The sequence below is a fragment of the Dolichospermum circinale AWQC310F genome (assembly GCF_000426925.1).
Taxonomy (GTDB): Bacteria; Cyanobacteriota; Cyanobacteriia; order Cyanobacteriales; family Nostocaceae; genus Dolichospermum; species Dolichospermum circinale.
Genome location: NZ_KE384716.1, coordinates 21,512 through 33,758 on the forward strand (window position 1 = coordinate 21,512; position 12,247 = coordinate 33,758).

11 protein-coding genes are annotated in these 12,247 nt (G+C 37.6%); 6 read left to right on the forward strand and 5 right to left on the reverse strand.

Going from position 1 to position 12,247, the window contains the following annotated elements; genetic code table 11:
- Nucleotides 1-216, forward strand: a 216-nt coding sequence (locus ACIR310F_RS27170; RefSeq protein ID WP_231387623.1) for a hypothetical protein, incomplete at its 5' end; no start/stop codon positions are given.
- 907 nt (nucleotides 217-1,123) lie between these two features.
- A complete protein-coding gene (locus ACIR310F_RS23280; RefSeq protein WP_035368581.1) occupies nucleotides 1,124-2,545 on the forward strand; it encodes an ammonium transporter in 1,422 nt (473 codons plus the stop codon).
- A gap of 114 nt (nucleotides 2,546-2,659) precedes the next feature.
- Here ACIR310F_RS23280 and ACIR310F_RS0119800 read toward each other — a convergent pair whose 3' ends face one another.
- Both ACIR310F_RS0119800 and ACIR310F_RS0119810 read right to left on the reverse strand, forming a co-directional pair.
- A complete protein-coding gene (locus ACIR310F_RS0119800) occupies nucleotides 2,660-4,147 on the reverse strand; it encodes a M16 family metallopeptidase (protein WP_028085325.1) in 1,488 nt (495 codons plus the stop codon).
- A 118-nt stretch (nucleotides 4,148-4,265) separates the two neighbouring features.
- Nucleotides 4,266-5,843, reverse strand: coding sequence for a M16 family metallopeptidase (locus ACIR310F_RS0119810; RefSeq protein WP_028085326.1), 1,578 nt, complete (start codon nucleotides 5,841-5,843; stop codon nucleotides 4,266-4,268).
- Between the two features lie 135 nt (nucleotides 5,844-5,978).
- On the opposite strand from ACIR310F_RS0119810, the gene ACIR310F_RS0119815 reads away from it, so the two are divergent.
- Nucleotides 5,979-6,593: a TetR/AcrR family transcriptional regulator gene (locus tag ACIR310F_RS0119815; RefSeq protein ID WP_028085327.1), complete on the forward strand. Its 615-nt coding sequence runs from the start codon at nucleotides 5,979-5,981 to the stop codon at nucleotides 6,591-6,593.
- Nucleotides 6,594-6,614: 21 nt separating this feature from the next.
- Here ACIR310F_RS0119815 and ACIR310F_RS0119820 read toward each other — a convergent pair whose 3' ends face one another.
- The 3 genes from ACIR310F_RS0119820 to ACIR310F_RS0119825 all read right to left on the reverse strand — a co-directional run bounded on the left by ACIR310F_RS0119820 (nucleotide 6,615) and on the right by ACIR310F_RS0119825 (nucleotide 8,111).
- On the reverse strand, nucleotides 6,615-7,055 hold the full coding sequence (locus ACIR310F_RS0119820) for a DUF4332 domain-containing protein (protein ID WP_028085328.1): 441 nt from the start codon (nucleotides 7,053-7,055) through the stop codon (nucleotides 6,615-6,617).
- Between the two features lie 100 nt (nucleotides 7,056-7,155).
- Nucleotides 7,156-7,464: a hypothetical protein gene (locus tag ACIR310F_RS25890; protein ID WP_155963928.1), complete on the reverse strand. Its 309-nt coding sequence runs from the start codon at nucleotides 7,462-7,464 to the stop codon at nucleotides 7,156-7,158.
- Nucleotides 7,465-7,514: 50 nt separating this feature from the next.
- Nucleotides 7,515-8,111 carry a hypothetical protein gene (locus tag ACIR310F_RS0119825; RefSeq protein WP_028085329.1) on the reverse strand — a complete coding sequence of 199 codons (597 nt, stop codon included), beginning with the start codon at nucleotides 8,109-8,111 and terminating at the stop codon, nucleotides 7,515-7,517.
- Between the two features lie 207 nt (nucleotides 8,112-8,318).
- On the opposite strand from ACIR310F_RS0119825, the gene ACIR310F_RS0119830 reads away from it, so the two are divergent.
- From ACIR310F_RS0119830 to ACIR310F_RS0119840, 3 genes are all read left to right on the forward strand, one after another.
- The gene (locus tag ACIR310F_RS0119830) at nucleotides 8,319-8,924 is read left to right on the forward strand and encodes a hypothetical protein (RefSeq protein WP_028085330.1); all 606 of its coding nucleotides are present in this window, start codon (nucleotides 8,319-8,321) and stop codon (nucleotides 8,922-8,924) included.
- 404 nt (nucleotides 8,925-9,328) lie between these two features.
- The gene (locus ACIR310F_RS0119835; protein WP_028085331.1) at nucleotides 9,329-10,810 is read left to right on the forward strand and encodes an efflux RND transporter periplasmic adaptor subunit; all 1,482 of its coding nucleotides are present in this window, start codon (nucleotides 9,329-9,331) and stop codon (nucleotides 10,808-10,810) included.
- 22 nt (nucleotides 10,811-10,832) lie between these two features.
- Nucleotides 10,833-12,050 carry an ABC transporter permease gene (locus tag ACIR310F_RS0119840; RefSeq protein ID WP_028085332.1) on the forward strand — a complete coding sequence of 406 codons (1,218 nt, stop codon included), beginning with the start codon at nucleotides 10,833-10,835 and terminating at the stop codon, nucleotides 12,048-12,050.
- Nucleotides 12,051-12,247 lie beyond the last annotated feature (197 nt).

The window sequence follows — 12,247 nt, forward strand, 5'->3', positions numbered from 1 at the left end:
CCCCAAATCCCCCTTGAGGATATAGAAATTTCAGTAAAAACGAAAAAACGCCGAAAAAAAGGTTTTATGGTGTTGACAAAGAATTTTGAATATGTTATCCTAATCTTGATAAGCAAGAACTATCTACACAGGACTTACGCAAAATATCTCTCAAATCCTCATTTCTCCGTGACCTCTGTGCCTGGAGTGGTTCGTTATTCCATGAATCTTGCGTAAGTCCTACTACAATTAATCACTGGTATAGGTAAGTGAACTATCTAGTCAGTCAGACACAGTTTTTTGAAACCATATCATAATTACAGTAATTACAGTGAGATTTATCCCAATATCCCCCTTGAGAATATAGAAATTTCAGTAAAAACGAAAAAACGCCAAAAAAAAGGTTTTATGGTGTTGACAAAGAACTTTGAATATGTTATCCTAATCTTGATAAGGAAGAACTATCTACAATTAATCTCTGATTTGTATAGGTAAGTGAACTACCTAGTTTATTTAGCGCAGTTAGACAATTTTACGCTTCAATTGTGACGAAAATAATTAGGTTTAACTATATCTGACAATATTTCTGTTATTTAAGCTCAATACTATTTCCCCAATATTATAGTATTTCCCAGTCTAATGAAATACAAAATTATCCGCGTTTATCTGCGTCCATCTGCGTTCAATTATTACTGCTTGTACCTCACTTGAATGGGAACGGCCATGATACAAGTATAATACAAATCCGAAGCTTTGTCAAGTCTTAATAGATCAAATTATGTGAATTAGGATATCCGAGATATTGAAATTTACAGAATGAAGTCAAAAATAATTATGTAATCAGGTTAGTGTTTGAAAAACTTATATATATGGGCGCAGAATTTTCCACCTATAACATAAGCATAATATAAATTTTGGGATTTGTCAAGTCTTAAATAGTTACCAATTTTCTCCACCCAAGGGATAAAACCTGCATAAATAAGTGTGACCTATATACATAGGTGTGACAGATAAAATTAACCAATAAATTAAGTCTTTTGTATCTAAGGTAACAGTATTTTTTTCTTGCTTATGATATGAGTATCAAAGCAAATGCTGATATGACTAACCATAAAAGTCCAGCCTTAATTACACAAAAACACGAATGAATAAACGTATCCGCCCTTTTTATCGCCTTTTAGCACTGGCTATAGGTTCAATGGTATTGGCGATTTTCGCGCCTACAGTTGTCCAGGCCGCAGACCCGGTAACACTGGAATCCTTAGACGCAACAACCAAACAATTACAAATTTCTGTTGATACTACCTGGGTATTACTCACAGGCTTTTTAGTATTTTTCATGCAGACCGGTTTTTCGATGTTAGAAGCAGGTTTACTGCGTCAAAGAGGTGTAGTTAATGCCCTATTGGAAAACTTTATTGATGCTGCCCTCACCATTTTAGTATGGTGGGCTGTAGGCTTTGGAATTGCTTTTGGTACAAGTAGTGGTGGGTTCATTGGTACAGACACCTTTTTCTTGAGTCAATTACCCGTTGACGGTGCTTTTAGCAATGGTAACGTGCCAGGAATAGCCTCCCAACTCAATGCTTACACCTTGTTTTTCTTCCAGTTTGCCTTTGCGGCTACTGCCAGTACAATTACTACTGGGGCAATGGCAGGAAGAACAGACTTTGTTGGCGACTTAATCTACAGTGGTATTATGGCGGCATTTAGCTATCCCCTTGTCGTTCATTGGATATGGAACTCCAGTGGCTGGTTAGGGAAAATGGGCTTTCATGACTTTGCTGGTAGTACCGCAGTTCACACCGTTGGGGGTTGGACAGCCTTAGTGGGTGCTTATTTACTAGGACCTCGTCCTGGACGTACTGCTTGGGGAAAAATTCCTCCCGCCCATAACTTAGGTTTGGCGACTTTGGGAACTATGATTCTCTGGTTTGGCTGGTATGGTTTTAACCCTGGTTCAACCCTGGGTACTGCTAATACTGGTTTAATTGGTTTGATTACTCTGAATACTACATTAGGCGCTGGTGCTGGAGCTTTAGCATCCTTATTTTATCAATACAAACGTTCAGGTAAATGGGATTTAGCCTATTGTCTGAATGGTTCTTTAGCAGGGTTGGTAGGTATTACCGCCGGTTGTGCTTTTATAGCACCTTGGGCTGCGGTTTTGATTGGTTTAACAGGTGGAATTTTAGTAATTTTCGGTATTGATATTATTGAATCATGCAAAATTGACGACCCTGTGGGAGCATTTGCTGTTCATGGTATTAATGGTATGATGGGTACACTAGCAGTAGGCTTTTTGGGTCAACCAGAATTGACTTTGAATAAAAAAGCTGGTCTGTTTTTGGGTGGCGGTTTTGACTTGTTGGGTGTGCAGATTTTGGGTGTAGTTGCAGTATCAGTTTTTACTATTGCCTTTGCCTTTGTCATGTTCAGTGTACTTAATTTTATTGGTAGACTGCGTGTTAATCCTGAAGCTGATAAGATTGGGATTGATAAGTATGAACACGGTGCAACTGTTTGGCCTGATGTTTATGATCATGAGGAGTTTCTACAAGAGTAGAAAAATACTTTAGAAATGCTCAAGTTGACCCGTAGTTGCGAAATTATCAATCAGAAAAATTAGATATCCGACTTCTTTGAGAAGTCGGGGATCTTTTTATTTACGGGCTGCCGGCTAACTACCGGGGATGGTAATATCTATGGTTGTTACCTTCGTGGCTAAATTAGTTAATGGTTGTTTGATTCCAGTTTGATTTCCTACTACTAAAGTAACCAAATTTTCTGGTTTCAAGTATTTCTGTGCTACCCGTTTAACGTCTGCTACTGTAGTAGCAGCAACGGCTTTTTGATAACGAAATAAGAAATCAGCGGGATAACCATAATATTCGTATCGCATTAATCTAGATAGGGTTTGACCAGGATCTTGAAAGTTGAAAACAAAGGAATTTAGTGTAGAGTCTTTAGCATTATTTAATTCCTTCGTTGTCACATTTTCAGTTTGTAAACGCTTGATTTCCGTTTGTAGTGATTTGATGAATTGAACTGTAGTTTCCGTGCGAGTTTGTCCTCCAGCAATAAACATTCCGGGATAGTCAAAACGGGGGTTCCAGAGACCATATACAGAATAAGCTAAACCTTGACGCGATCGCAACTCATTAAATAAACGTCCGCCAAAACCATTTAAAATACCATTCATAACATCCAAAGCTGGATAATCAGGACTATTGAATTTTCCACCCAAATGACCAATTAAAACACTACTTTGGGTGAGTTGAGGTTGATTAACAAAATATACCCCACCTAAATTAGCTTGGGTGACTTGTGGTAATTGGGTTTTAGTAATTTCAGGACTTAGTTTCCAGTCACCAAATTTGGCTTGAATGAGCGATCGCATTTTTTCAGGATTAAAATCGCCAACAATGCCTAAAATGAGATTATTGGGGTGAAAATATTGCTGATAGAACTTGAGCAAATCATCACGAGAAATTTGCTCAAGAGTTGCATATTCAACTGTACGCGCATAAGGACTTTTTTGTCCATAAATCAGCTTTTTAAACTCTCGACTAGCGATACTATTAGGACTATCATTGCGACGAGAAATATCACCACGAATTTGAGTTTTTTCCAAATCCAACTTATCTTGAGCAAACGCAGGTTCTCGTAATACCTCAGTAAATAGCCCAAAAGCCAATTCTAAATCTTCCTTGAGAGCTTCAAAACTCACACTACCAACAGCTTCCCCCATATCTGTTTCCACCGCTGCGGCTCGTTGTTCTAAAATCTCATTTAACTCATTTGCGGAATGTTTTTGAGTTCCACCACTCCGCAAAGTAGAACCCACCAAACCAGCTAAACCAGCTTTTTGGGCTGCTTCCCAACGACTACCTGTTCTTACCAAAACTGTACCACTGACCAGTGGTAACTCATGATCTTCCATCAAATAAACTACCAAACCATTTTTTAGTACATAGCGTTCATACTTGGGTAACTTAACCGCCGTCACCGGGGGAAACTTTAATTCATTGTAATACTTTGCTGTCGTTCCTGCCCAAGAAAAATTCAAATTTACGAAGAAACAAGCAACAACCATTACCAAAGTAAAAACAAATCTTTGTCCCCTAGAAAACTGGAATTTTTTGTTTTTCAAATCAAACCTCAACATATCCTTCTTCTCTATTTTCAATTTTTTTAGCATAGCTGTCCCCAATTTCCCAAAGAGACATTTTCCAACCCTTCCTCTCTGCGACTCTGCGACTCTGCGTGAAATAAAACCTCAAATTTCACCCTGGTTGTTTTGACAACAACTTACCAACAATGCGATTTTCTGGCGTAAAAGTAGCACGGGCTACTCTTTGAATATCCTCAGAATTCACTGCTGCAATTTTATCCAATTGCAAAAACAAATTACGCCAAGAACCGGTTTTCACTTCATATTCTAACAACTGTTCTGCCATACCTGAATTAGAATCTAAACTGCGTAATAAAGTCGCTCTAGCCTTGGTTTTTAGTCGTTCTAATTCCACCGCAGATACAGGTTCAGTTTTCAATTTATCAATTTCTTGCCTTAAAGCGATCGCTACTTCATCTACTGTTTTTCCTGGAGATGTTAGGGCATAAAATAACATTAAATTGGGATATTTATCCCCAGGAAATCCGCTATAACCTTCCGCATTTAAAGCTAAATTTTGTTTTTCCACCAAGGACTTATAAAGTCTTGATGTTCTCCCGTCACTCATTAAACTACCGATGATTTCATAAACTGCATGATCAGGATCGGTAATAGCTGGAACATGATAACCCTCTAAATACCAAGGTTGAGTAGATAATTCTAAAGTAACTTCCCTAGTCGCAGTTTGCTGAGGTTCTATTGGTAGTTTTTGTTGGGGTTTAGGTTGAGCTTGATAACGTCCAAAGTAAGTTTTCGCTAGTTTTTTGACTTCATTGGGGTTGACATCTCCCACAATAGCAATAGTTAAATTACTAGGAGCATAATAAGCTTTAAAAAACTTCCTCACATTCTCCGGTGTTAAGTTGCGAATATCTTGATCATAACCAATTACTGGCCGTCTGTAAGGATGAACTTTGAAAGCAGTATCTATGAATTTTTCTACCATCTGACCGATAGGAGAATTTTCTACTCGTAAGCGTCTTTCTTCCAAAATTACTTCTTTTTCTTTATAAAATTCTCGAAACACAGGATCTAAAAATCGATCAGATTCTAAAGACATCCACAATTCTAATTTATTCGCAGGAAAACTATAAAAATAGCGGGTGGCTTCTGAGGATGTATTAGCATTTAAACCCACACCTCCAGCTTGTTCGACAATTTGCCCCATTTCGTTCTGTTTAACTAATTTTAGGGCTTGGGATTCTACTGATTTAAACTCGGTTTCTAACCGGGCTATTTCCTCTTTTTTATTGTCCGCTTTGGCAATTTTAATTTGGTTATCCAACTTTTCTAATTTTTCCAGCAGCGGGGCTTCGGCTTTGTAGTCTTTAGTACCGATGCGCTTGGTGCCTTTAAAGGCCAAATGTTCTAAAAAGTGGGCTACACCGGTTTGTCCATCTGGTTCATCAATACCACCCACATCAGCATAGGTTAAAAAGGAAACCACTGGGGCTTGATGTCTTTCTAAAACAATGAATTTTAATCCATTATCCAGACGAAATTCCGTTAAACGATTAATTACTTGTTCTAGGTAAGGCTGAATGGAATTTTGGGGCTGTTGCAAGGCTATGGCCATTTCTGGTATCCACCCCCAAGCCAAGACTATCAACGCTAAACTAGTGGCTAATAGAGAACGAAATGGGGACTTTTTCACGCCAGCGGTCAGCAAATTTAAGATTGTCTGGTGCATAAGCAAAAGTTAAGGTAAGTTTACATGACTGGAAAGACACACAGAGAGTTAACCTTCTATGAAGATTTTTGTAATTTCTCCATGCCGCGTTGCACAATAAGGCTACCAATCCTATTTTGAAGATATCAAAATACTATGCGAATTTTTAATTCTCCGCCATCATCAGAAGCCCAGACCCGCACCCGAATTTTGCAAGCAGCACAACGATTGTTTGCTACCAAGGGATTCGAGAAAACTACAACCCGTGATTTAGCACAAACCGCAGGAGTAGCCGAAGGAACTCTCTTTCGTTATTTTGACAATAAAAAAGCAATTTTGGTGGAAGTCGCCACTAATGGCTGGGTGGATATTCTCACCGATTTACTCACAGAACTCAGCGAAATGGGTAGTTATAAGGCTATAGCCCAAGTTATGCATCGTCGGATGTGGAATTTACAAAAAAACGCCGACATTATGCGTGTTTGCTTTATGGAAGTGCAATTTCATCCAGATTTGCGCGATCGCATTCAAACCGAAGTTATTGATAAAATGACAGATGTGGCTGAAGCATTTTTTCAAACAGCAATAGATAAAGGCATCTATCGTCAAATAGATGCCAAACTTGGTGCTAAAGTATTTTTAGGTTTATTTGCGATCGCTGGTTTTGCTGATCACACCCTCATAGAACCCAACGCCTCCCCCCAAGAAATGCAAAAAGTGGCGGAAGGGTTGGCGGATATCTTTCTGAATGGCGTTTTAGCAAAGGAATAGCCAATTACCAATTACTACTAACTAATTACCCATGGCTTGCGCTTCATGACTCCACTGTTGCACTAACTCAACTGCTGGACATAAATCCCGGCTGTGCAATGTTGATACTTGCAAACGCATAACTTGTCTATGCAATCTGTGAGTGGGAGTTTGCGCTAATTGGGCTATGGAAATAACACCAGCGTGAAGTAACATACCGCAATATTGAGTCCCTACACTGGGAACACGGGCTAAACCTGCTAAAACTACCCATTTATTCACAGAGTGAAGATCTACCTGCAATTTACCCGCTAATATTATTCTCTCTTCTGGAGTTTTTCCTCTTGTAATTAGTTCTTCTGTGGTATTGATACCACAATTCTTGAGTTGAGCTTGTTCTTCTGGGCTTAATCCTGGTAAATCTTTAACAGGCCAATCGGATTTTTGCAGTAAACTTCTATTATTTGCACGGTTAATGGTCATTTTTTCAGCTTTTAGTCTGGGTTTATTTATCTAAAAATTCAGAATTTATCTAGATTCTTTCCCGTCCATTATAACACTTTTATCAAATTGCCATCCTTCTTTAGTCCGGCATCATTGACTTTAATTGATAAGTTAACAAAAATAAGGAGGAATTAGCAGCACATAAATAATTAATATTTAAACTAAATACTTGAAATAAGTAGGTGAACGGAAAAAACCAACATAAGTAACGAAAAGTAAAGTTGTCCAAAACCTGTTCCCTGTTCCCTGTTCCCTGTTCCCTGTTCCCTATACTTGAAATAAGTAGGTGAACGGAAAAAACCAACATAAGTAACGAAAAGTAAAGTTGTCCAAAACCTGTTCCCTGTTCCCTGTTCCCTGTTCCCTTGTCATAACGACAATTTTTCACGCCAACCTACTTACTTTATAGTCAGGTGGGAATTACCCACCTCACTACAACTAATTAGCAACTTCAGCCATTTCAATTACTCGTCCGTCATAATCCTTAACTAGAAAATTCAAAGGTTTTTGATTACGAATTTTGAATTTTAAACCCCGCACTTCTACTCGCATTAAAATTAATTCTAGACACTCATGATCAAAACAAACATGACGCTGTTGATCTTTTGTGCCTAAACTAGCACCTGTGATAATATGTAATTGAGTATTTTTTTTGAGTTGATACCACAGCCCGTCCTGTCCATGATTCATGGTGCTGTTAGACCAACTAGGACTAGCAGACATATACAGCGGGTCAATACTTGTTGCACCAATGGTTTGCTCATAATTGTAATAATAGTGCAAAGGTACTTCCGCTACGGGCAAATCTAACAATCCTTCATACAACTGTCGGGCAACTTCTAAATCTGATACCATAACAGTATAAACTTTAGGAGCGCTACTAAGAAACATCCACATAGCACCAGCGTAAGCCGCCAGCAGCATAATCATAATCCCTTGGGTGGAGAATAGGCTATCCAAGGGCAGGGAAGGCAAGAATGACCCTAAAGTTAGTGGACTTAGCAGGAACATTATGGAACTAGCTTCTATAACCATGAACAAACATTATCAAACTATTGGTATAAAGTAGCCGCTTTTAATCGCGTCTATCAAGACTAAGATTAAGTCCTTGTTTCTAGTTTATCAATAATCTAGTAGTCTGATCTGAGTCTATTTCACTGATTTGCGAATATTATGCGAATATTATTCAGCAGCCTTTAACTATTCCCTAGTATATTTTAACAGTTATCTAATCTAGAGATTGTGCAAATTCCCTACTTTCCTCACATTAATCACCCATTGGTAAAGTCACTATTTGATCACAGTGATCAAGAATTACTGACTCTGTTTCAACAATATCCAGATTCCGGTAAATATTTTACCGTGATTTTTTGCCGTTATAGCTCAATATTATATACTTTAAGTTGGCATTCGGCGCGATCGCCTGTACAAGCTGATTATTTGTTTGCTCTGATATGGCGACATATATTTTATCAATTAGGTAAACTAGATTTAAGTTCACAGGACGGCTTAACCCTACAAAACTGGTTAATTAATATGACCAGTTTCTATATTAACAAGATTGAACTACCACCAACAGAAACTATTCATTATTCCCTTGAGAATACTTCACCACCACTATGGTGCTATGTAGAACAAGCATTAGATCAACTACCACCAAGATCACGTTTAATGATCTTAATGGCACAAAGATTCCACTGGAATGAAACTAAAATTGCTGCTTATTTACAAGCTGAAGGAGAAGAAATTTCTCTGAGTGAAGTTACCAGTTGTCTGGAAGAGAGTTATCGAATGTTAGAAGCTAAATTACCTGCTGATATTCGGGCTATTTATTTAAACGAAAATTGAATTTATATTTTATGCTAAAATAGCACTATTTATTATCGAGCAATAGAATAAATGTAAGCAATGCTAAAAAATTCCCAGTTTTAACTTCTGATATCGTCTTGCTTACCTCTTGATCCATAACTACAAGTACAAAAGGAATTGAGATTATAGAACAAATTCACCATCCTTTAAATAGTTCCCCAGAGAAATGATCACAAAATTTAGTAAATAAGTTGCTAAAATAGGAGATTAAGTCATGTTTACTAATCACAGATAACTATGATATTATAGTCAACAGGAGGATAAAAAACCAAAAAATAAAAAATTCACCCCATCAGATGATGAATTACATAAATCAAATGATTGTCATCAAGTTTTGTCTATAAAATAGACTCGCTAATTTTTGTTCCTTAACTTTTTTAATCATGATTTTTTACATAGAAATTCCCTTAATTGGCAAAAAAGTTAAATATCCATTACGTTGGTTAATTGGTTTAATTGCCAGTGGTGCTTTAATTGTAGGAACAACAGCCACTATTAAAACCATCCAGCAAGGAAATAAACCACCAGATATAACTAAATTGACTGTCCCAGTGGCAGCAAGAGATATAACTGTCCGCATTACTGCTAGTGGTAAAATCCAACCAATTCAAAGCGTTAATATTAGTCCTAAAAGTTCTGGACTGTTGGCAGATTTAAATGTTGAACAGGGAGACAAAGTTAAGAAAGGACAAATAATTGCCCGCATGGATAATTCGGAAATTAAAATGCGAATTATCCAATACAAAGCTAATTTAGAACAGGCAAAAGCGCAATTAGCGGAAAGCCTAGCGGGAAGTCGTACCGAAGAAATTGCCCAAGGAAAAGCCCGTGTAGCCCAAGCACAGGCTCAATTAGCGATTATCCGTGAGGGGAATCGTTTACAGGAAATTCAACAAGCACAGGCTCAAGTAGACTCGGCAAAAGCTGCTGTGGAATTAACTGAATCACGTTTAAAACGTTATCAAGATTTAGCAAAAAATGGAGCAATTTCTCAAGATAGTTTAGAACAGTATATCAGTGAAAATAGAAAAGCAAAAGCCAATTTAGAAGAAACTCAAAAACGATTATCCTTACTCAAAATTGGCAACCGTAACCAAGATATTCAAAAGCAACAAGCAATAGTTAATCAGGAAAAGGAAGCTTTAAGAAAATTAGAAAATGGTAATCGTCCTGAAGAAATTACCAGATTAAAAGCAGCAGTAGCTAGTGCAGAGGCTCAATTAAAACAACAACAAGTACAATTAGAAGATACAATTATCCGCGCTCCTTTTGCAGGCATTATTACTCAAAGATACGCGACAGTGGGGGGTTTTGTTAGTCCTGCTGTTTCTGCTTCCAGTAGTGCTTCTGCTACCTCAACTTCTATAGTAGCTTTAGCTAAAGGATTAGAAGTTTTAGCAAATGTTCCTGAAGTAGATATATCCCAAATTAAACAAAGACAAAAAGTAGAAATTACTGTTGATGCTTATCCCGATGAAATTTTTCATGGACAAGTGCGGTTGATTGCTCCTGAAGCGGTAGTTGAGCAAAATGTTACCTCCTTTCAGGTGCGGGTTACTGTTAATAAAGGGTCTGAAAAACTGCGTTCAGGAATGAATGTGAGTGAAGTGACATTTCTTGGTAATAACATCCAAAATGCCCTGTTAATTCCCCAGGAGTTAATTGTTACTCGCAAGGGAAAAACTGGAGTGTGGTTATTAGGTAAAAAAAATCAACCTGAATTTAATTTAGTCAAAATTGGCGCAAATATTGATAACGAAGTTCAAGTTTTAGATGGTCTTAAAGCCGGAGATAGGATATTTATTGATCTACCTAAAACGAAGGAAAAAGGGAAAACAGAATCGAGCAAAGAAAATAAAAATTAAACATAAAAATTAAACACAAATTATGGACATTTTAGAAAGCGTAAAAATGGCAACTACTACTTTATTAGCTAACAAGTTGCGGAGTAGTTTGACCATGTTGGGAATTATTATTGGCAATGCCTTAGTTATTGCTATGATTGGGATTGGAGAAGGAGCAAAAATATTTACAAATAAGCAATTTCAGTCCTTGGGACCTAATACTTTATTTGTTATTCCCGGTAGTCCAGGAACTCGCAGTAGAGTAACAGGAGTACCGAGAACTTTGGTTTTACAAGACGCTAAAGCAATAGCTAAACAAGTCCGCGCAGTCAAAGAAGTTGCTCCAGAGATTAATAACCGAATTACAATCACTTATCGCAATATAAATACAACAAGTACGGTGATCGGTACTACACCTAATTATCCCACAGTTCGTAATTTAGAAATTAAAGAAGGTAGGTTTTTTAATGATTTCGATATTAAACGGAGTAAAAGAGTAGCAATATTAGGTCCAGATTTAGCCAATAAATTATTTGATAATCAAAATCCTCTGGGTCAGAAAATCCGCATTCAAAATACTACCTTTCAAGTAATTGGTTTAACCGTAGCCAAAGGTTCTTCCTTTGGGAGTAACAATGATGATACCGTTTATATTCCCATTAATACCATGTTTAGTCGTTTAGTTGGGAGAACATCCCCTTTTGGTATTAATATCGCTATGATTTCTGTATCAGCGAAGGATGAAAATAGTATATCAGCAGCAGAGTTTCAAATGGCAAATTTACTGCGTCGACGGCACAAAATTATCCGCGAAGATGATTTTACCATTCAAACCCAAAAAAACCTCTTAGAAATCAGTAATTCAATTACCGGAGGATTGACAATAATGTTAGCTGCAATAGCTAGTATTTCCTTATTTGTAGGTGGGATTGGGATTATGAATATTATGCTAGTTTCTGTGACTGAACGTACTCAAGAAATCGGACTGCGGAAAGCTATCGGTGCAACGCAACAGGACATCCTTCTGCAATTTATGATTGAAGCCGTGATATTATCAGTAACTGGTGGTTTAATCGGCATTATTTTAGGTGGTGGTAGCATCATTTTAGTAGGAATATTTAGCCCTTTTCAATCTACAATTTCCCCAGCAGCAGTTCTTTTAACTGCGAGTGTTTCTGGTGCTATTGGTTTATTCTTCGGTGTCGTTCCGGCACGTCGTGCGGCTCAACTTGATCCCATGGTAGCACTAAGAACGGCGTAAAAATAATTAAAATTACAGATTTAGTATCGGTTTAACCATGAATTATCGGGGCAGGCACGGGGGCGCTGCCCCTACAAAAAATCGCCATTTTGTGGATTACAGAATCGGTGTTCTAGTCATCGCATTTTTAATTACAGCAGTTCCCGGTATTATGAAGTACAGATATTAATGATAAAACTCTTGTGGTGCGGGCATCT

Coding starts and splice junctions, on each gene's coding strand:
- ACIR310F_RS23280 (WP_035368581.1), top strand. CDS start 1,124: ATGAATAAACGTATCCGCCCTTTTTATCGCCTTTTAGCACTGGCTATA.
- ACIR310F_RS0119800 (WP_028085325.1), bottom strand. CDS start 4,147: ATGTTGAGGTTTGATTTGAAAAACAAAAAATTCCAGTTTTCTAGGGGA.
- ACIR310F_RS0119810 (WP_028085326.1), bottom strand. CDS start 5,843: ATGCACCAGACAATCTTAAATTTGCTGACCGCTGGCGTGAAAAAGTCC.
- ACIR310F_RS0119815 (WP_028085327.1), top strand. CDS start 5,979: ATGCGAATTTTTAATTCTCCGCCATCATCAGAAGCCCAGACCCGCACC.
- ACIR310F_RS0119820 (WP_028085328.1), bottom strand. CDS start 7,055: ATGACCATTAACCGTGCAAATAATAGAAGTTTACTGCAAAAATCCGAT.
- ACIR310F_RS0119825 (WP_028085329.1), bottom strand. CDS start 8,111: ATGGTTATAGAAGCTAGTTCCATAATGTTCCTGCTAAGTCCACTAACT.
- ACIR310F_RS0119835 (WP_028085331.1), top strand. CDS start 9,329: ATGATTTTTTACATAGAAATTCCCTTAATTGGCAAAAAAGTTAAATAT.
- ACIR310F_RS0119840 (WP_028085332.1), top strand. CDS start 10,833: ATGGACATTTTAGAAAGCGTAAAAATGGCAACTACTACTTTATTAGCT.